Origin of the sequence: Neorhizobium phenanthreniclasticum (assembly GCF_040066075.1) — a bacterium.
GTDB classification, from domain to species: domain Bacteria; phylum Pseudomonadota; class Alphaproteobacteria; order Rhizobiales; family Rhizobiaceae; genus Neorhizobium; species Neorhizobium petrolearium.
This window is the reverse complement of record NZ_JBEAAL010000031.1, coordinates 40,035-58,466: the sequence shown is the minus strand read 5'-3', so window position 1 is coordinate 58,466 and position 18,432 is coordinate 40,035. Positions and strand designations below refer to the sequence as shown.

Annotated in this window: 14 protein-coding genes and 9 pseudogenes; 16 read left to right on the top strand and 7 right to left on the bottom strand. The window is 60.5% G+C overall.

Annotation, left to right across the window (positions count from 1 at the left end; genetic code table 11):
* The first annotated feature begins 1 nt into the window (after nt 1).
* Nucleotides 2-931: pseudogene (locus ABK249_RS28510) on the top strand (reverse transcriptase domain-containing protein).
* Between the two features lie 339 nt (nt 932-1,270).
* Nucleotides 1,271-1,579, top strand: a pseudogene (locus ABK249_RS28505) (IS110 family transposase); the annotation flags it as partial.
* A 259-nt stretch (nt 1,580-1,838) separates the two neighbouring features.
* On the opposite strand, the gene ABK249_RS28500 reads toward ABK249_RS28505, so the two are convergent.
* The gene (locus ABK249_RS28500) at nt 1,839-2,648 is read right to left on the bottom strand and encodes a hypothetical protein (RefSeq protein WP_227705599.1); all 810 of its coding nucleotides are present in this window, start codon (nt 2,646-2,648) and stop codon (nt 1,839-1,841) included.
* A 79-nt stretch (nt 2,649-2,727) separates the two neighbouring features.
* Between ABK249_RS28500 and ABK249_RS28495 the strand changes: the two are divergent.
* Nucleotides 2,728-2,883: pseudogene (locus ABK249_RS28495) on the top strand (IS5/IS1182 family transposase); the annotation flags it as partial.
* A gap of 114 nt (nt 2,884-2,997) precedes the next feature.
* On the opposite strand, the gene ABK249_RS28490 reads toward ABK249_RS28495, so the two are convergent.
* On the bottom strand, nt 2,998-3,468 hold the full coding sequence (locus ABK249_RS28490; protein WP_280107532.1) for a hypothetical protein: 471 nt from the start codon (nt 3,466-3,468) through the stop codon (nt 2,998-3,000).
* A 106-nt stretch (nt 3,469-3,574) separates the two neighbouring features.
* Between ABK249_RS28490 and ABK249_RS28485 the strand changes: the two genes are divergently transcribed.
* The gene (locus ABK249_RS28485; protein WP_037155496.1) at nt 3,575-4,189 is read left to right on the top strand and encodes a helix-turn-helix domain-containing protein; all 615 of its coding nucleotides are present in this window, start codon (nt 3,575-3,577) and stop codon (nt 4,187-4,189) included.
* Nucleotides 4,189-4,812, top strand: a pseudogene (locus ABK249_RS28480) (RES family NAD+ phosphorylase); the annotation flags it as partial. The gene ABK249_RS28485 and the pseudogene ABK249_RS28480, both read left to right, overlap by 1 nt.
* A gap of 209 nt (nt 4,813-5,021) precedes the next feature.
* Here ABK249_RS28480 and ABK249_RS28475 read toward each other — a convergent pair.
* Nucleotides 5,022-5,198: pseudogene (locus ABK249_RS28475) on the bottom strand (DUF736 family protein); the annotation flags it as partial.
* A 166-nt stretch (nt 5,199-5,364) separates the two neighbouring features.
* Between ABK249_RS28475 and ABK249_RS28470 the strand changes: the two are divergent.
* On the top strand, nt 5,365-7,845 hold the full coding sequence (locus ABK249_RS28470; RefSeq protein WP_227705601.1) for a TOTE conflict system archaeo-eukaryotic primase domain-containing protein: 2,481 nt from the start codon (nt 5,365-5,367) through the stop codon (nt 7,843-7,845).
* A gap of 36 nt (nt 7,846-7,881) precedes the next feature.
* Here the strand turns inward: ABK249_RS28470 and ABK249_RS28465 are convergent.
* Nucleotides 7,882-8,180: pseudogene (locus ABK249_RS28465) on the bottom strand (DUF736 domain-containing protein).
* Between the two features lie 401 nt (nt 8,181-8,581).
* Here ABK249_RS28465 and ABK249_RS28460 point away from each other — a divergent pair.
* The 9 genes from ABK249_RS28460 (at nt 8,582) to ABK249_RS28420 (ending at nt 15,707) form a co-directional block, all read left to right on the top strand.
* A complete protein-coding gene (locus ABK249_RS28460; RefSeq protein WP_161784785.1) occupies nt 8,582-8,743 on the top strand; it encodes a hypothetical protein in 162 nt (53 codons plus the stop codon).
* Nucleotides 8,744-8,847: 104 nt separating this feature from the next.
* Nucleotides 8,848-9,507 carry a TetR/AcrR family transcriptional regulator gene (locus ABK249_RS28455; RefSeq protein ID WP_037155475.1) on the top strand — a complete coding sequence of 220 codons (660 nt, stop codon included), beginning with the start codon at nt 8,848-8,850 and terminating at the stop codon, nt 9,505-9,507.
* The gene (locus ABK249_RS28450) at nt 9,504-10,268 is read left to right on the top strand and encodes an ABC transporter ATP-binding protein (protein ID WP_037155472.1); all 765 of its coding nucleotides are present in this window, start codon (nt 9,504-9,506) and stop codon (nt 10,266-10,268) included. Before ABK249_RS28455 ends, ABK249_RS28450 begins: the two co-directional genes overlap by 4 nt.
* Nucleotides 10,269-10,270: 2 nt before the next feature.
* Nucleotides 10,271-10,972, top strand: coding sequence for an ABC transporter ATP-binding protein (locus ABK249_RS28445; protein ID WP_037155469.1), 702 nt, complete (start codon nt 10,271-10,273; stop codon nt 10,970-10,972).
* Between the two features lie 40 nt (nt 10,973-11,012).
* Nucleotides 11,013-12,218 carry an ABC transporter substrate-binding protein gene (locus ABK249_RS28440; RefSeq protein WP_037155466.1) on the top strand — a complete coding sequence of 402 codons (1,206 nt, stop codon included), beginning with the start codon at nt 11,013-11,015 and terminating at the stop codon, nt 12,216-12,218.
* Between the two features lie 7 nt (nt 12,219-12,225).
* Nucleotides 12,226-13,089 carry a branched-chain amino acid ABC transporter permease gene (locus tag ABK249_RS28435; RefSeq protein ID WP_227705602.1) on the top strand — a complete coding sequence of 288 codons (864 nt, stop codon included), beginning with the start codon at nt 12,226-12,228 and terminating at the stop codon, nt 13,087-13,089.
* On the top strand, nt 13,089-14,000 hold the full coding sequence (locus ABK249_RS28430; RefSeq protein ID WP_037155460.1) for a branched-chain amino acid ABC transporter permease: 912 nt from the start codon (nt 13,089-13,091) through the stop codon (nt 13,998-14,000). Before ABK249_RS28435 ends, ABK249_RS28430 begins: the two co-directional genes overlap by 1 nt.
* Nucleotides 13,997-14,461 carry a GAF domain-containing protein gene (locus ABK249_RS28425; RefSeq protein ID WP_227705603.1) on the top strand — a complete coding sequence of 155 codons (465 nt, stop codon included), beginning with the start codon at nt 13,997-13,999 and terminating at the stop codon, nt 14,459-14,461. The genes ABK249_RS28430 and ABK249_RS28425 overlap by 4 nt, the downstream gene beginning before the upstream one ends.
* Nucleotides 14,462-14,483: 22 nt before the next feature.
* A complete protein-coding gene (locus ABK249_RS28420) occupies nt 14,484-15,707 on the top strand; it encodes a metal-dependent hydrolase family protein (RefSeq protein WP_227705604.1) in 1,224 nt (407 codons plus the stop codon).
* Nucleotides 15,708-15,741: 34 nt separating this feature from the next.
* Here ABK249_RS28420 and ABK249_RS28415 read toward each other — a convergent pair.
* Nucleotides 15,742-15,831, bottom strand: a pseudogene (locus tag ABK249_RS28415) (DDE-type integrase/transposase/recombinase); the annotation flags it as partial.
* Between the two features lie 194 nt (nt 15,832-16,025).
* On the opposite strand from ABK249_RS28415, the gene ABK249_RS28410 reads away from it, so the two are divergent.
* Nucleotides 16,026-17,462, top strand: coding sequence for an ABC transporter transmembrane domain-containing protein (locus ABK249_RS28410; RefSeq protein WP_227705605.1), 1,437 nt, complete (start codon nt 16,026-16,028; stop codon nt 17,460-17,462).
* Between the two features lie 319 nt (nt 17,463-17,781).
* On the opposite strand, the pseudogene ABK249_RS28405 reads toward ABK249_RS28410, so the two are convergent.
* Both ABK249_RS28405 and ABK249_RS28400 read right to left on the bottom strand, forming a co-directional pair.
* A pseudogene (locus ABK249_RS28405) lies at nt 17,782-17,919 on the bottom strand (NADP-dependent oxidoreductase); the annotation flags it as partial.
* 290 nt (nt 17,920-18,209) lie between these two features.
* Nucleotides 18,210-18,407, bottom strand: a pseudogene (locus tag ABK249_RS28400) (aldehyde dehydrogenase family protein); the annotation flags it as partial.
* Between the last annotated feature and the right edge of the window lie 25 nt (nt 18,408-18,432).

Here is an 18,432-nt window from a genome sequence, read left to right as displayed (position 1 = left end):
GATGCTGAGGACGGCGTTCTACGCACTCAAGCGTAACGCAGCCCCCGGCCTGGACGGACAAACGTGGCGAACCTACGAAGCAGACCTCGATCAAAGGATCTTGGACCTGCATAGTCGGGTTCAACGGGGAATGTATCGTGCCCTTCCGTCTCGGCGGACGTATATACCGAAGCCAGACGGATGGCAGCGACCGATCGCAATTGCCGCCCTTGAAGACAAGATTGTCCAGAGGGCGACAGCGACGGTGCTGAACCAAACCTACGAGGAGGACTTCCTCGGGTTCAGCTATGGGTTCCGACCAGGGCGCGGCCAGCATGATGCGCTGGACGCTCTGTTTGTCGGAATCGAAACGCGGAAGGTGAGCTACATTCTGGACGCCGACGTTGCGGGCTTATAGCGCGTCAGCCAGGATTGGCTGGTCCGTTTCGTGGAGCATCGCGTCGGTGACAGGCGCATCATCCACCTGATCCGCAAATGGCTCAGGGCGGGTGTTCTGGAAGACGGGATCGTTACTGTAAGTGAAAGGGGAACGGGACAAGGATCGGTGATTTCGCCGCTACTTTCCAATATCTACCTGCGCTACGTCTTTGATCTTTGGGCCGATCGTTGGCGACGACGCGAGGCCACCGGCGACATGATCATCGTGCGATATGCGGATGATATCGTGGTTGGCTTCGAACGCGAAGCCGATGCCCGGCGCTTCTGGGACATGATGCGGCAACGGCTACAGGAGTTTGCGTTGCAACTCCATCCGGAAAAGACCCGACTGATCGAGTTTGGCCGCTATGCGGCTCAGGCTCGCCGCAGGAAAGGGCTTGGCAAACCGGAGACGTCAACTTCCTCGGTTTTACGCACATCTGCGGCAAGACCCGGCAGGGCCGGTTCCAGATCCTCCGGAAAAGCCGGAGGGACCGCAGAGTGGCGAAGCTGACGGAGGTCAAGAACGAGTTGCGACGGCGCATGCATTGGCCCATCCCAGAGCAGGGACGATGGCTGAAGCAGGTGCTTGCTGTCTACTATGCCTATCACGCTGTACCGACCAATTTTCGGTCGCTCGGCGCCTTTCGCGACCGCATCATCAGGCTCTGGGTTCAGACGCTTCGGCGGCGGAGCCGGATGCGGGAATTCCGCTCGTCCGGATCTGTGCGGGGGGTGCCCAGTAATGGGCATCCCTACCGCGATATTTGCAGAAAATCGATGGGATGGAAGGCTCCCGCTCCGCCGGTGCTAGGATGGCATCGGTTAGGATGGACAAACCGGGAGCGTTCGAATGAAAGAGATTTCTACCGTAGGCATCGATATAGCGAAATCGGTGTTCCAGGTTCATGCGATTGATGTCGATGGCAATGTAGTTGTGCGGCGACAGTTACGTCGCCAACAGATGCTGAAATTCTTCGTGCAGGTTCCGCCTTGCCTCATCGGTATCGAGGCTTGTGGGACCGCCCATGACTGGGCACGACAACTTTCGGTCTTCGGGCATGACGTGCGGCTGATGCCGCCGGCCTATGTGAAGCCCTACGTGAAAAGGCAGAAAAATGACGCCGCGGACGCCGAGGCGATCTGCGAAGCCGTGATGCGTGCCGTGCCATAGACGCCACTTCGCGGCTCTGATGTCCTTGGCAATTGTGAGCAGTTCCTCGGCACGGTCAGAGTTGGAGCGGATCAGGTGATCGACGATCTGCTGCATGGGCTGGATCTTCATGGCGATGTGGAACCAGTCGATGATGTGGGCTGTCGGCTTCGGCATCGCCCGTGGCAGCCGCTTGAGGATTTCGGCAGCATCCGAGATGCCGCGCTATACCGAGATCACGGTGACGTCACCGAAGCCGCAGTATCCTTCACGCCGAAGGGCATGCAGAGCTCGGTCTCGGATTGCCTGTTCGTCGGTGCTGCCGGTGACGAAATAGCGCCCGTCGGTTTCCGCGACCGCCGCGGCCGCATCGGGCCACAACCAGCTCGAAGTTTCGCGCTGAATTGGGATCGGCACTGCGGACATGAGCCGTGTCGATGCTGATGACGAACTCCTTGCGTCGGTCACCGGGTAGATGCATTTCGAGCTGGCGCCGTTCATCCGTTTGATGAGACCCGGCGCGCCGTTCTTCCTGTGCAACCTGATCGTCCAGCCGCTCGCCGATCCTGATGGTGCGCTTGCGCACGGTGGCGTGCGTTTCGGTCGGCTCGACGGGTAGGAATTCGGCCAGCACCTTCGCTGCCTGCCGGTACGGCATCATACTTCCCAGCCGTGCTGTCAGTTCCATCAACTCGGGCGTAGCCCGATCGGGGTAGATTTCTTTCAGCGGTGCGAAGGCGCCGGCTATGCCCGGGTGACAATCCCGGCACAGCACCCAGCGGGGATTGCGCACCTCGACTGTCCCGAACACTGTTCGGATCCGGCGCGCCGTGTAGTCCTTGACCGGTCGGAACGTGTAGCAATCCGGGCAGACCCGACGAAAGAGCGAATAGGTCTCTGCCTCGTGATTCACGACCGCGCTCTGCAGCGCCGCCATGATCTTCTTGCTCTCTTCGATCGACAAGCCGACCTCTCCGTCGAACAGGTGCTCCCAACTCTTATCAATTCGCACCTCCCCGCGGCAAACGTCGCCGAACTCGTTCTTCCCCTCAATCGTCATCGTCCATTCCACCGCCACCGTTGCCTCCTTGAGCAAAAGCAATGGTCATGGACGAAGCCGGCCTAACAATCCGTGCTAAACCCCGGAGAAGTTACCGGTTTTTTTTGCTCACCTCAAACGCATCCTCAAGCTGGATCGCCTGCGATTACGAGGGCCAAACGGAGCGCGTGATGAGTTCCACCTCGCCGCAGCAGCCCAAAACCTCCGGAAACTCGCGAAGCTGACCCCGCCACCAATGCCAAAACCAGCGTGAAGGGAAATACATCTCGGCACGTCCCTACAACGGGAACCTCGGAGCGAGATTAACACGCGCCTTTTTCAACGGTATCCGCCAAAATGCCAAAAGCGGTGCTCAATCTATGGCCCGTCAACCGGCGCGGAATGTTGACCCCTTATCGGCGTCCAATCTTCCGGGCGGCGACGGCTCCTCTGGCCGGGATGTCCTGAACGGCGGGTATCGGTCGGTGAAATCCGGCGGCCGGAGCCGGTCGACCTGTCCGACATAGCCGACCACGAACAAAAGCGCGCCGATGCCTCCGAGCGGAAAGGCCCAGAAGGGTATTCCGTTCGCAGCATCCGGATGCTGCCAGACGACGATCGCCATCGGCACCGACATGATCGCGGCGATGCCGAGGAGCAGGACGGCGGGCCGCATCAGATAGAGAATGCCGAAAAATGCCCACCATGTCAGGGTTAAGGCAATCCATGCAATCGCCTCGGCGATCAGGAACGGCAGCGCCAGCATCATGAGAGTAGCGCAGACGGGCCAGGGACGCGCGGGCCTACGGCGAGCATTTGGCTTCGCAGCAGCAATCGCGCGATCGACTGGATCGGCCATGATTGTCTCCACGACGTCGAGCACGGGAGTATCCTCCATACGCTCGGTTGACTTTGTATGTCGATACACCATATTGGATACGACGACAACCGCAGAGATTGCAATCATGTCCCATGTACCCGTGGGCCTAGTGCTCAATATTCACACTGATCCGGACTCGATCCAGGCGGCATTTCTGCGCCGGGCCATGTCGGCGCTGGAGCGCATCTCGGCCAATGTGTCTGCCAAGGATCTGGCCGACGCGCTGGCTGCGCCGACCGATGCGGGTTCGCTGGCGCAATTGCTCAGCCATTCGGAGATGGTGGGATCCGCCGTCACCGATCTCGATCCACTTGTTCCGGCACTCGCGCGCAATGTCGAACACCGCCAGCAGTTGCTGGCGCGGGCCGGCGGCGCGGTGTCGGCCGACGAGGCGGGCCGGATCCTCGGCATCAGCCGTCAGGCCGTCGACAAGCGCCGGCGGACCGGCGCGCTGCTTGCGGTGCGCGAGGGCAGCGACTGGCGGTATCCGGCCTGCCAGTTCGATCAGGGTGAGACAGTTGCCGGAATCGCCGACGTGGTGCGCGGCTTCTCGGCCGCCGGCCCCTGGATCGCGCTCGATTTCCTGCTAGCGCCCGACGCGGTGCTCGGCGGTCGCACGCCGCTTGCCGCGCTGCGCGCCGGCGAGCGCGACGCGGTCGCGCGGCTGGTCCGCGCCGAGGGCTCGGACGGCTTCGCCTGATGGCGTCCGGAAAAGATAGAGGGCCATCGGGCGCTGCCCCACCGCCCCCCGATTGGCTCGTGGGGTCCGGGTTGCCGATCGATATTATTCCAGCGGGGCAGATCCTCCATCGCGTGCATCGCAGTGCGCTGGAGCCGGTCTTTTTCGGGCCTGGCGGCGGCGTGCCGGCGACGAACCGCTTCGACAGCACCACCGGACGCTTCGGCGTCCTTTATGTCGGCACGAGCCGCGCCGGCGCGCTGGCGGAAACCATCCTGCGCAATCCGCAGCGCCTGATGGTGTCGATGACGGAAATCACCGGCCGCTCGGTGAGCGAGCTTGCCTGTGCCCGTCCTCTCAAGATTGTGCGGATGCACGGAACTGGGCTGCAGGCGGTCGGCACCGACAACGCGATCTCCACCGGCCCGTATGGACCTTGCGGCCTGTGGACCGACGCGCTTTGGGATCACCCGGACCGGCCGGACGGGCTTGCCTATCAGTCGCGCCATGATTCCGGGGAGATCTGCCTCGCCTTGTTCGAGCGCGGCGACATGGAGTTTTCACATGTTGGCGGGGCACCGCTCACCAGCATCCTGAAGGATGTCGCGGCCATTCTCGAGATGTATGGCAAGTCGCTGTCGCCAGGCGCGCTTCGCGGCACGCTGGCGGTAGCAAGTCCGGCCTCCCTGGAATCGCGAGACAATGGAGTGCGACAGACAGGATCGCCGGTCGATCCGGCAATCCTGTCTGTCCTGGCGCACGAAAATAAGATCGCGACGGGCCCTGCCCCCGCGATCTTCGCTTCCGACGTCAGCCGGCCCCGCCTCTCGGCGGGGCCACATCGTCCTGGTCCTCAGTGCGGCCGCTGCTTCGGGCGGTACCAGATGAGCTGTAGGCCTTTCTCTCCGGCCACCTCGACGAGGATTGCCTGGATCGGCTGGGGGAAGGACGGGTCGTCTAGCCTGACGGAGATGTAGTCGCGTTCGGTTTTCCGGGCGGTCTTCTGCCCGCCGGCGCCGAATTCGGTGTTTTGCGGTGCACCGCAAAATGTCGCTCTGCATTATGCTGAGAACGTGATTATGCAGAGTGTCGGTCGCTGAAGGCCGGATTTGCCGGTGATTTCTGCGGATTTCTCTCCGCATAATTCCGGAGGCTGAGATGGATAGTGCGTCTTAAAAAACGGACGCCTTTGGCCTATGCTGATCCCCACGATCATTTTGGCGAAAGCTGCAAAGTTGGCGGAAAAGAATGATGCATGGGAGAACATTGCTCGCATTCGACGGCGGCTGGCTGATCTGAATGATGAGCGGAAGGCGCTTGAGCGTGAACTGGAAGCGTTTGAGCAACAGCTGATTTCCGATAGCCAGGCCGACGCAGAGAAGCCAGCCTTCGCCGACGCCCCTGTTACCAACAGCTCACCGTCGATGGAGAAGGTGGAGTTATTTCGGCAGCTGTTTGCCGGTCGGCCCGACGTCTTCCCTGTTCGCTGGAACAATAAGAAGGACGGACGCTCCGGCTATTCACCGGCCTGTTCTAATGAGTGGGCGAAAGGAATCTGCGGCAAGCCGAAGGTGAAATGCGGGGACTGCCCGCATCAGGCTTTCATCCCATATTCCGAAGATATCATCGAAAAGCACCTCCGTGGCGGCGATGCTCGCTCAAGCGACTTTGCTGCCGGCGTATATCCATTGCTGCAAGACGAAACATGCTGGTTCCTTGCTGCTGACTTCGACAAGGAAAGCTGGGCGGATGATACCAGAGCTTTGCTGGTAACATGTCGTGCAAAAGGTATTGCCGCAGCCCTCGAACGCTCGAGGTCGGGAAACGGAGGCCATGTCTGGATATTCTTCGCCGAGCCCATTCCGGCCAGGATCGCCCGTCAACTGGGTGCCGCGCTGATCACAGAGACGATGGAGAACCGCCCTGAGATCGGCTTCACGTCTTATGACCGTTTCTTTCCCAATCAGGACACGATGCCACTTGGCGGCTTCGGCAATCTGATCGCGCTTCCCCTGCAAAGGAAAGCCCGTGAAAATGGCAACAGCGTTTTTGTCGATGGCGACTTACGACCTTACGATGACCAGTGGGCGTACCTGTCGTCTTTGCCCAGGTTATCGGTGGACGAAGTCTTCAGGATTGCCGACGAAGCCGAATTGGCGGGACGGGTCTTGGGCGTCCGGATGCCGGTCGATGACGAACATGCCGATGAGCCGTGGAAGATGTTGCCGTCACGTCGTAGCGAGCCGCGGCGAATTGAGGCTGCGATCCCGCAAAGCATCAAGGTTGTAATCGCCGACCAGGTTTACATCGATAGGACCGAGCTTCCGTCCGCGCTGATTGCGCAGTTCGTGCGTCTGGCAGCATTCCAGAACCCGGAATTCTATCGCGCGCAAGCAATGCGATTGCCGACATCTGGCAAGCCTCGGATCATCTCCTGTGCCGAGCTTCACCCGCGCCATGTCGCGCTGCCACGAGGCTGCTTCGACGAAGCAATTGAACTCATCAAGAGCTATGGCGTGACCGCCAATCTGGAGGATCACCGCGAAGACGGAGAGCCTTTACCCGCCGGCGTCTCCTTCCAAGGGATGCTTCGCCAGCCACAATCGCGGGCCTTTGATGCTGTTGTCGCCAACGATAACGGCGTGCTCGCCGCCACGACCGCCTTCGGCAAGACAGTTGTCGCAGCTGCACTCGTAGCACATCGAAGCCGCAACACGCTGGTTCTTGTTCACCGCAGGGAGCTTCTCACCCAATGGGTGGAGCGTCTGAGTTCCTTCCTGAGCATCGACCCAAAGCAGATCGGCATCATCGGTGGCGGGAAAAGAAAGCCAACTGGGATCATTGATGTGGCGCTGATCCAAAGCCTGGTTCGGAATGGCGAGGTCGATGACATCGTGGGTAATTACGGTCATCTGATTGTCGACGAATGCCATCACCTGTCCGCTGCAAGCTTTGAGCTTGTCGCTCGCAGATCCAAAGCGCGATATGTCGTCGGCCTATCTGCCACCGTCGCCCGAAAAGACGGCCATCATCCGATCATCTTCATGCAATGCGGCCCCGTTCGCCATCGGGTTAATGCAAGAGTTCAAGCTGCCGAGCGTGGTATTCGCCATCGTGCCCGCGACCGTTCGACGAAGTTTGAGTTGCCAGCGTCACTCGCCTCGGTCGAGCGCCCGTCAATGCCAGCAATCTATGCAGCCCTTGCGCAGGACGAAGGCCGAAATGACCTGATATTCGATGACGTGTTGAAATCCCTCGAGGCCAAACGTTCGCCCATCCTGCTGACGGAGCGTAAGGATCACCTCGATTATCTGCAGCAGAAGTTCTCGCCGTTTGTAAAAAATCTGGTGGTGCTACGCGGCGGCATGTCGGCGAAGGATCGCAAGCAAGCCAACACGGCGTTGAATGTCGCAGACGATGATGAGCGTCTGATACTTGCGATAGGCCGCTATATCGGGGAGGGCTTCGATGACGCCCGACTCGACACACTATTCCTGACCATGCCGATCGCCTGGAAAGGCACTTTGGCGCAGTATGTCGGACGTCTGCATCGTCAGCATGATGGCAAGCGGGACGTCCTGGTCGTCGACTATGTCGACAGCACCGTTCCGGTGCTGGCCCGAATGGCCGCAAAGCGACGAGTGGGTTATCGCGCGCTGGGCTATGTGATCGAATGAGGGCGCCCCGCTTTGAGCGGAGCGCCGTGATGCTGGTCAGCGGGACCGGATGAGCTTGTGCTCGCCCTTGTCGCCCTGGACGAGGAAGGCGTAGACGGGCGCCGTGAAGGACGGATCGTCGAGCTTGAGCGAGAGGTATTCGGCGCCCGTTTCGCGGGGGTCCGGCTCCAGCCTGCTCCGAACTCGACACCCGTTGCTGTGACCCGGAAGTCGGGTGCGCGGTCGTTGTCGCGGTCGCAGGGCTTGATGGATGCCTTGACGTTGAGGGTGAGGGTCTTGATGGCGCCGTTGTAGGCGCCGGTTTCGTCGCGGGTGAAGGTGCCGATCTGAGCCATTGTCTTGATCTCCTGAGGTTGTTCGAAGCCGCCCGATGCGGCCTCGATGGCGGTCGAGAGGCGACGGATTGGACGGAATGCATCCGCAGGTCCGCAGCGTTAGCGAAGGACGGTGGCAGCCAAGCTTGTTGGCTCGCGAGGAATGACCGCCTGCGGTCAGGGGAAGAAGGTCGGCGGAGTCGTTGCAGGCCAGGGCCGGTCCGGTGCCAGACCAGCCCAAAAGAGAGGCCGTATGGGGGCTTCGCGCCGTCAGCGGAGAACGACGTGAATGATCGATGTCTTCTCATCAGCATGATCAGCGCCGCCGCCGGTACGTTACCCCTCCCGTCGTCCCCAGCCGCCGTCTCACCAGATTCAAAACACGCCGCGCGTGCCTCTTTTGGCAACCCCAGGGGGTGAGGTTGGAAAAGCTGCCCGCCGACGCTGGAATGGCTTTGAAACCAGCGATTTGTTCCTATGGGCCGGACTTCCCCGGCGCCAACAAGCAAATCGAGGAAATCAGCGTGACGAAGCGACACGAGGGACGATTGGCGCCCTGCTTATTGCCGTTGCAGGTGCAGTAAAAAACAAACTTGACTGTTTGTTTTTTACATGTAAACCATTGCTGCAACAGAAGCGGCGCCAATGGTTGCCGACTTAAGAATTGGCAAAAAGCCGAGGGGACATCGTGAGTTCAGTCAAGACGCGGCCTTCGGGCGCGCGACGTACACGCACGCAAAGTGAACGATCCAGCGAAACGCGCCAGGCGTTGTTCGACGCCACGATTGCACTTCTTCACGATCAGGGGTTCAACAAGATGTCGACCCCAGAGATCGCCCGTAAAGCCGGGGTGTCGCGCGGTGCGCTGACCCATCATTTCGCCACCAAGGAAGACTTGGTGATCAGCGCGGTCGCTGACCACCTGACGCAGGTCAACACGAAGCTGGCGGCCTTTGCCGACACCTACGGCCGTCGTGGCGGTTCGACCGACGAGATCGTCGACTATCTCTGGCGGGTCATGTTCGACCGACTCTTCTACGTGACCTTGGAATACCTGCCCGAGGCGCGCCATAACGAAGGCTTCCGCGCCGGCCTAATACCCGTCGTGCACGAGTTTCATGATCGTCTCGATGCGATCTGGACGGCGCTTGCCGCCCACCGGCAGGCAGATCCCGCCAGCGTCCGCATCGTCATGAACGCCACCATGTGCCTGATCCGAGGAATGATTGCACAGACGGTGCTACGTCCTGCGGATTCGACCTATTACGAAACTCTGCTTGAGTTCTGGAAGCAGCAGGTCAGGGACTACTTTTCGACGATCGCAAAACACTCGGAGCCGCAGCCATGAAGTCAATTCTTCAGGTAAGGGATCTCCGGCGAAGCTTCTATGGTGTCAAGGTTCTGACGGGCGTCGATCTCGATGTCATAGAGGGGGCCATCACCGGTCTCATCGGTCCGAACGGCGCCGGCAAATCAACCTTCTTCAACTGCATCTCGGGGCTTTATATGCCCGATAGCGGTTCGGTGATGTTCGACGGTGTCAACATCACCCGGGCCAGAAGCCAGGATCGTGTGGCCGCGGGTCTGGTCCGTACCTTCCAGCTCGCGCGGGGTTTTCCAAAACTCACCGTATTCCAGCACTTCATGCTTTATGGCCAGAACCATCCTGGAGAAGGCCTGCTGGCCAGCCTCACCGGCAGCGCGGCCGGACGGCGCCACGAGGAACAACTGGCGGAGGAAGCTTTGTCCATCGCCCGCCGGCTGCGCCTCACCCATGTGATCGACAATCCGGTAACGGCGCTGTCGGGCGGCCAGAAGAAGCTTGTCGAGATCGGCCGGGCGCTGATGGCCAAGCCTCGGCTGATCCTGCTCGATGAACCCATGGCCGGCGTCAACCCCACTCTGACAGCGGAAATCGCTGAGCATCTGAAGGCATTGAATGCCGAAGGTGTGACCATCTGCCTGATCGAGCACGACATGAAGCTGATCGGGAGTCTCTGCGATCCGGTCATCGTCATGGCCGAAGGCCGCAAGCTCACCGAAGGCAGCTTTACCGAGGTCGTCTCCGACGAACGGGTGCAGGAAGCCTATCTCGGAGGAAGGCACTGATCATGTTGAAGGCTGAAAGTCTTGTGGCCGGTTATGGCGCTGCAGAGGAAATCCTGAAAGGTGCATCGATCGACGTGCAAGCGGGCGAGATCGTCACGATCATCGGCCCGAACGGTGCGGGCAAATCGACACTTCTCAAGGCGATTGCCGGTTTGGTGCCGCTGAAGGGCGGCAGCGTCCGAATGAATGGCGCCGATCTGACCCGCCAGGATGCGCTCGGTCGCTCGAAGGCCGGACTGGCTTTCGTGATGCAGGAAAAGAACGTGTTCGGCGCGATGTCGGTGGCCGAGAACCTCGACATCGCCAGCTTCGGCAATCCCTCGGGCATGGCGGCCCGGCGCGAAGCTGTCTATGCCCGCTATCCTGTTCTGGCCGACAAACGAAAGGCGCTGGCGCGCACGCTTTCCGGCGGTCAGCGGCAACTCCTCGCCATGGGCATGAGCCTGATGACCGAGCCGAAGCTGCTGCTGCTCGATGAGCCAACGGCAGGGCTTTCGCCGAAGGCGGCCGAGGAGCTTTTTATGGCGATCATCGAACTCAACCGGTCCGGTCTGCCCGTCCTCATGGTCGAGCAGCACGCGCTTGAGGCGCTGGAGATCTCCACCCGCGGTTATGTCATTGTTACCGGTCGCAACGCGGCCACTGGCGGCGGCAGAGAACTGGCCGCCGATCCTGAAGTTCGCCGCCTGTTCCTGGGCGGTTGAGAAGACGGTCAGCAATCAATCAAAGAAGAGGGAACAACGCATGAGCAGCTTCACATTCAGTCGCCGCGGCTTCATGGGCGGCGTGGCCGGTCTCGCCGCAACCGGTCTTGTACCGCACACTGTCATGGCACAGGACGGGGCCATCAAGATCGGCGCATTGACGCCGCTGACCGGCTCGGGCGGCCCCTACGGGCCGGTGATGGTCAAGGCGATCAAGGCGGTCGCCGGCGAGGTGAACAAGGCCGGCGGCGTTCTGGGACGCCAGATCGAGATCATTTCGGAAGACGACCAGACGAACCCGGAAGCCGGTGTTCGCGCCGCCCGCAAGCTGGTGGATGTCGATCGCGTTTCGGCCATTCTCGGCACCTGGGCCTCGTCGGTCACGACCGCGGTTGCGCCGATCTGCTGGGAATCCGGCACCATGCTGGCCACCGTCTCCGGTGCCGACGCCATCACGGCGCTGCCGCATCAGGGCTACATAATCCGGACGCAGCCGACGACCATTCTCCAGGGCCGCAAGTTTGGTGAGTTCGCCGTGGAGCAGGGCGTGAAGAAGCTGTTCTTCTTCTCGCCGCAGACCCCGTTTGCGGAAAGCCAGTTCACCAATATCACGAAGGCGGTGAACGCCGCCGGCGGCGAAACGAAATCGCTGATCTATGACGACAAGAAGCCGTCCTATCGCAGCGAAGTCGATGACATGCTGGCCTATGGTCCCGATGTCATCGTGCTGGGCGGCTACGCGGCGGATACCGCTGTCCTTCTCAAGGATATCTTCCGCGCCGGCTACGAAGGCAAGAAGATCGCCTTCGCCTATTCCGTCAACCAGAAGCTTATCGACAGCGTTCCCCCGGAAATTGTCGAAGGCATCTTCACGATTGCGCCGTCGCCGGCCGAATCGTCCAGCGCCTACAAGCGCCTGGTGTCGCTGATCGGCATGCAGAATCCGGATCCCTACACCACGCAGGTCTACGACCAGGCAAACCTCGTGATCATGGCCATCGCCAAGGCGAGCGCCGCCAACGGCAAGTCGATCCGCGATGCGATCCGTTCGGTTTCCCAGGCCGAGGGCGGCATGGTCGTCGACAATGCGGTCGATGGTCTCAAGCTGATCGCCGAAGGCAAGTCGGTGAACTATCAGGGCGCTTCCGGCCCCTGCGATTTCACCGCTGCCGGTGACATCTCCGACAGTCAGTTCCGCTACGAACAGGTCGAAGGTGCCAAGCTCAAGCTCCTGAAGATCGCGTGAGGCCGTGATGACGATCGTGGCGCAGGCAATACTGAACGGTATCATGACGGGGATGCTGATCGCCATTCCCGCCCTTGGCCTCACGGCGATCTTTGCCGTGCTGCGCTATGTCAACTTTGCCATAGGGGCCTACGCCACGGTCGGCGCATTCGCAGCCTGGTATTTCAATAGCGGGCTCGGACTTGGTGTGTTTCCTTCCGCGCTGGTGGCATTTGTTGCCGGCGGCGCAGTCGGCCTGATTGCGGAGCAGACGGCACTTGCCCGTCTGCGTCCCTCCGGCGCGCTTGCGGTGGCGATCGCCTCGATCGCGGTCAATCTCATTCTCGAGAATGTCATCCGTTTCATCTTTGGCAACGATCTTCAGGGATTCGATCTACCGATCGCCCGTGACTGGCGTTTTGCCGGCCTCAGATTCGGGCCGCAACAGTTGCAGACGGCGGCGATTGCCATCGCCATCATGGCAGCGGTGTTTCTGTTCCTGCGATTTACCCGGTTCGGCAAAGCCATGCGAGCGGTTGCCGACAATCCTGATCTTGGCAGGCTTTTCGGCATGGACCCGGCCCGGATCGCCATGATCACCGTTGCGCTCGGGGCGGGCCTTGCGGGTGTCGGCGGCGTGCTTCTCGGTCTCGACACGGCCATCGATCCGATGACGGGATCACGTTTGTTGCTGTCGATTTTCGCCGCCGCGGTGCTGGGCGGACTGGGGTCGATCCCCGGAGCCGTACTTGGCGCGGCCATGATCGGCATCGGTGAGGAACTGGCCGTGCTGGTTCTGCCGGCCACCTATCGTTCGGCCGTCGGCTTCGCCACCATTCTCCTCATCCTGTCGCTGCGTCCCGCAGGCATTCTGGGTGAAAGGAACACCTGATGCTGTCTTACCTCATCTTCACGCTGACACTCGGCGGCATCTACGCGCTCTTGGCGCTCAGCCTCAATCTGATCTGGGGCGGCGTCGGCATGGTCAATCTCGGCGTCGCCGGTTTCTTTGCCGTCGGTGCCTATGCCTCGGCGCTGGTGGCGATTGCCGGCGTTCCGTTGCCGCTTGCCATGTTGCTTGCCTGCCTGATCGGTGCCGCCGCCGGCATCCTCGCCACCTTTGCGACCATTCGCCTGCGCGGTGACTATCTCGCCATCGTGACCCTCGGTTTTGCCGAGGTGGTGCGCATGGTGGCGCTCAACGAGCGCTGGCTGACCCGCGGCTCGGATGGCATATCGGGGATACCCGCGCCGTTTCGAGCAGAGCTCGGCGTCGATGGCTTCAACCTGTTTTATCTCGCGCTGGTCAGCGTCATCGTACTCGGGGTGTTCCTGACGATGCGCCGCCTCGATCTGTCGCCATTCGGGCGTGTGCTGAAGGCGATCCGCGAAGACCAGGAACTGGCGACCTTCGCCGGTAAATCCGTAACCCGTTTCAAGATGCAGACCTTTGCGCTTTCGGCGGGGATTGCCGGTCTGGCGGGGGCTCTCTACGGTCATTTCCAGACCTATATTTCGCCGGATCATTTCCAGCCGCTGATTACCATCTATATCTTCCTCGCGGTAACGGCAGGCGGTGTCGGTCGGCCGGTGGGAGCGCTTGCCGGTGCCTATCTCGTCGTGTTCTTCCTCGAAGCGACGCGTTTTCTCGGCGAGCTCTTCACCGTGCTTGAACCGGGGCAGGTGGCGGCAATCCGCGAAATTCTCGTCGGCCTCGCCTTGCTCTGTGTCCTGCATCTGCGCCCGCAGGGCATTCTGCCCGAACGTATCGCCCCCGCACCGAAACCGGAGACATCACCGTGAAGGAACTTCTGTCGATGCTCAGCGCGCCCGGCCAGCCCGCGACGCTCTACAAGGCTCTGGAAGAGGCCCTGTCGCAGGAAATCGGCTTTGGCCTCTTCACCCTGCTTTACCGGGATGGCGACGAGGTCGCTCGCGTCTATTCAAGCAACGAGGCTGCCTATCCGGTGTTCGGCCGCAAGCTCATGGGCCCGACCCCGTGGGGCGAGAAGGTCATTGACCGGCAGGAGACCTTTCTCGGGCCGGACCGGGACGCCATTGTCTGGGCGTTCTACGACCATGAGCTGATTTTCAGCCTCGGTCTCGGTGCCGTCATCAACATCCCCGTCGTCTACAACGGCGAGACCATCGGCACGATGAACTTGCTCGATAAAAGCGGTGCCTATACCGAGGAGCATCTTGCGAAGGCGGCTGCCTATGCGCCTTTGCTTATCCCTGCCTATCTTGAGGCGCGGCGCGCCTGAACACATTCCCAGGACAAGTTTCATGACAAACATTCTCTTCGAGAACGCCCGCATCGTTGATGGCACTGCCGATCGCCCGAGCGATCCGGTCAATGTGCGGATCGAAGGCAACATGATCCGTGAGGTCGGCACCTCGGTCTCAAGCGCGTCGGCCGAACGCATCGATCTCTCCGGCAAGATCCTGATGCCGGGCCTGATCGATGCCCATGTTCATGTTGTCGCCTCGACTGCCGATCTCGGCCGCAACGGCCAGCTTCCCGATACGCTCGTCACGGTGCGCGCGTTCAAGCTGATGGGCGAAATGCTCAATCGCGGTTTTACCACGGTGCGCGATGTCGGTGGTGCAACCTCGGGCCTGGTTGCCGCTGCCCTCGAAGCGTCCTGGCCGACGCCGCGCCTCAATATTTCCGGCAAGGCCCTGGCCCAGACCGGCGGTCATTGCGATTATCGCGGCCCCTTCAATGATAATCCGGTGCAGCTTCGCAGCTTCCCGTTGGGTGCGCTCGGCCGTATCGTCGATGGCGTTCCGGAAGTTCGCCGTGCCGCGCGCGAGGAGATCAAGAGCGGCGCCAACTTCATCAAGATCATGGCCAATGGCGGCGTATCCTCGCCGACCGACCCGATCCACTTTCTCGGCTTTTCCCGCGAAGAGCTGCTTGCCGTGGTCGAGGAAGCGAAAAATGCCGGCACCTATGTCTCGGCGCATCTTTATACCGACCAGGCCATTCGCCGGGCGGTCGAATGTGGCGTGCATTCGCTGGAACACTGTAACCTGATCGGACCTGAGACGGCGAAGCTTGCCGCATCAAGGGGAGCTTTCGCTGTTCCGACGCTCGTCACCTATGACAAGCTTTCGAGCGAGGGTGAAGCCATGGGCCTGCCAGCCGCATCGGTGGCCAAGGTCGATGATGTTCGTCTCGCCGGCATGGAATCGCTTTTGATCATGCGCGAGGCCGGCCTGCAGATGGCCTATGGCAGCGACCTCTTGGGTGGCATGCATGTGCACCAGTCGGAAGAATTCGTCATCCGCGGCCGGGTTCTGCCAGCCATAGACGTCATCGCCTCGGCCACCCATATCGCCGCGCGCCTGCTGCGGGTGGAAGGCAAGATCGGCACGATCGCCGCCGGCGCATTCGCCGACCTGATCGTGGTCGATGGCAACCCTCTCGATGATCTCACGCTTCTCACGCGTCAGGGTATGCATATGCCGATGATCATGAAGGACGGCGCCTTCATTAAGCGCTGATCGCCTGCCGCCATCCGCAAGCCGAAATCGTCAAACCGGCTATTGTTCGGCGTGCCGAGTTAAATGACTGGAAGCCACCGATCTTGGGCATGTTCTTCTTTACCCGGAAGTGGTCGCTCTCGATTCGCCCTAAAGGGCGCAGAGGGTCAATCCTCCACTTGTCCGCTGGTGGCGATGCCATCGTGATCGCCGCCTGCTCTCAGACCTGAATCGCCATCTGTGTGCGGCGCCTCTGAGGTTGCCTCCCGGCGCCGACGATGGTCTTATCGGTGGCGATAGTGAACCGCCGTATTTGCCGATATTCGAAGCGATAGAGACATGTCGATTTCAGACGCCATCTACCGACCGTTCGAGAAGCTGATCCGGCCTCTGGACATTCCTTACCGGCCGCTGCCTTCCAAAAGACCGGTTGCCGTCCTTCTGCATTTCATCTCGATGTTCCGGGCGGTGCTGATTGCGCTTGCACTCGCCGCCATGGCCGTCGAGGCGATCAATCTGACGATTGTCTGGGGCTTGTCCGTTGTCGTGGATGGTGTCAGCCAGCAGGGCGCGGCGAACTTCCTGCGAGCCGAATGGCCGCTGCTGACGTTTCTGGGCCTGCTGCTGTTTCCAGGACTGCCTATCGCGTCATTCCTGCTGAACACGCTTCAGTCCCACACCTTGAGCGTCGCGATGCCAGTCGCAATCCAATGGCAGGGCCACAAGGCCGTGGAACGGCAAGACATTGCCTTTTTTCACGATCTTTTCGCCGGACAGGTCGTCTTGCGCCTCTCGCAGGTCGCGTCCGCCGTTCAGCAGCAGATCATTGCCGCGTTCCAGACCATTCCGCGTTTCATTCTGTCGATGGCCGGATCGGTGGTGCTGCTCGGGGCCCTGGCTTGGCAACTGGCGTTGCCGGTCGTGGTCTGGATCGTGCTCAATGTTGTGCTGGCGGTAAAGATGGCGCCGATCTTCACCGAGCGATCCCGGCGTACCGCCAAGTTGCGCAGCCTGATCGCCGGCACCGTCAACGATCTCTACGGCAACATGCAGATGATCAAGCAATTCGCCGCGGAAGACAGTGAGGCCGGCGCCATCCGTCGCGTCCTCCAGAATGCGGTCAACACGCAGCACGGCGAGCAACGGATCTACCGGACCTCGGAACTCATCGTCGTTGCGCTCAATACCGGGCTTTGGCTCACCATCCTGTCGATCGGGCTCACCGGACTGGTCGAGGGCTTCATATCCGTCGGTGAGTTCGTTGCGGCCGTCTATGTCCTGCAGCGTCTTTCGGGACACACCTTCACCTTTCTCCAGATGGGGCAGCAGGTTTTCCAGGCGATCGGCACGATCAAGGACGCCATGCCGGTGATGACGACCCCGCCGACCATTGTGGATCCGCCAGAAGCAGGAGAGATCGTGGTCATAGGCGGAGAAGTCCGTTTCCAGAACGTCAGCTTCGCGTATCGGGCGGAAAAGCGGGTTATCAAGGATCTATCGCTCACCATCAAATCCGGCGAGAAGGTCGGCCTTGTAGGCTTGTCCGGCGCCGGGAAAACGACACTGGTGAACCTGCTCTTGCGCTTTTACGAGGGAAAGACGGTTATTGCGATCGCCCATCGCCTTTCCACCATCGCAAAGATGGATCGCATTGTGGTACTGGATGGAGGACGTATCGTCGAGGAGGGCACACCCGGCGAACTTGTCATGCGCGATGGGCTGTTTGCCCGGCTCTGGAAACGCCAGACCGGAGGCTTCATCCCGGAAAGTGAGTAATCCGGTCTCCGCAATTGGTGCATGCCGGCGGAGACCGTTAGTCCGAAGTCGGTCCCCAATCAGTCATTCCAGCCGGACCAAATTCTTGGCACGCCTAACAAATCTGTTGCGGAGGAACTTGTGGTAACAGAGGCGTTCATTCTGATCTTATCAACTGCAAAAAACACAGGCTCGATGTTCTATATCCTCAAGACGATGTTGTTGCCCACTTCGGAAGCCTGGGTGGCATATCGCTGATAACGGCCGGAATTGATCCGGCCGTCGGCACCGGCTTGAGGGCGATCCGCTAACTATCGGCTCGATCGCATCCCGAAGTCTCTCATACGCTAGTGCGGATGATCGTCTTGCCTGTCTGTCGCTCCGTCGAGTTGAATGCGGCGACGGCATTATCGAGGGTTGAGATGTTGCCGATGTTCGTCCGAAGGCGTCCGTCACGTATCCGACCTACCAAGCCACTGCGGCATAGCCTCCGGAACGGCCTAGCCTGGAGCAAGAGCATGTGCTCCGCGCACGTGTCCTTTTAATGCGAGATCAAAAGAACACGTAGCCCCACAAGCCATAGCTTGTGACGAAAAGTAAACAGATCACGCCGCCAATGAAACGGTTTCGGCTAAATGGTGAGTTCAATCAAAAGCGAAGATCAACTGCAAAGGAACACTATCGGGTTCAAATCTTTCGGGAATTCGGAAGTTCATACGCCCGCGGGAATGCGCCTTGCAGAACGGTCGCCGCAAGGGAGCATTTTGATTAGCCAACGCTGCCGACGCACACATATTTGACCTTGGTGATGGCCTCGATGCTGCAACGCAATCCTAAGTCGCCGAGACCGACGAGCTTGACTCTGCCGAACGGTGCTTCAGCCGTCGATATAAGGCCTGTATTGATACCGGTCATGCCGGATTCCAAGGCCTCGGCAACGCGGAAAACACGAACCAGATCTGCCGCGCATGCCACTTGCCGCCCTTGACCA

Coding starts and splice junctions, on each gene's coding strand:
- ABK249_RS28490 (WP_280107532.1), bottom strand. CDS start 3,468: ATGGCCGATCCAGTCGATCGCGCGATTGCTGCTGCGAAGCCAAATGCT.
- ABK249_RS28485 (WP_037155496.1), top strand. CDS start 3,575: ATGTCCCATGTACCCGTGGGCCTAGTGCTCAATATTCACACTGATCCG.
- ABK249_RS28470 (WP_227705601.1), top strand. CDS start 5,365: ATGCTGATCCCCACGATCATTTTGGCGAAAGCTGCAAAGTTGGCGGAA.
- ABK249_RS28450 (WP_037155472.1), top strand. CDS start 9,504: ATGAAGTCAATTCTTCAGGTAAGGGATCTCCGGCGAAGCTTCTATGGT.
- ABK249_RS28445 (WP_037155469.1), top strand. CDS start 10,271: ATGTTGAAGGCTGAAAGTCTTGTGGCCGGTTATGGCGCTGCAGAGGAA.
- ABK249_RS28440 (WP_037155466.1), top strand. CDS start 11,013: ATGAGCAGCTTCACATTCAGTCGCCGCGGCTTCATGGGCGGCGTGGCC.
- ABK249_RS28435 (WP_227705602.1), top strand. CDS start 12,226: ATGACGATCGTGGCGCAGGCAATACTGAACGGTATCATGACGGGGATG.
- ABK249_RS28430 (WP_037155460.1), top strand. CDS start 13,089: ATGCTGTCTTACCTCATCTTCACGCTGACACTCGGCGGCATCTACGCG.
- ABK249_RS28420 (WP_227705604.1), top strand. CDS start 14,484: ATGACAAACATTCTCTTCGAGAACGCCCGCATCGTTGATGGCACTGCC.
- ABK249_RS28410 (WP_227705605.1), top strand. CDS start 16,026: ATGTCGATTTCAGACGCCATCTACCGACCGTTCGAGAAGCTGATCCGG.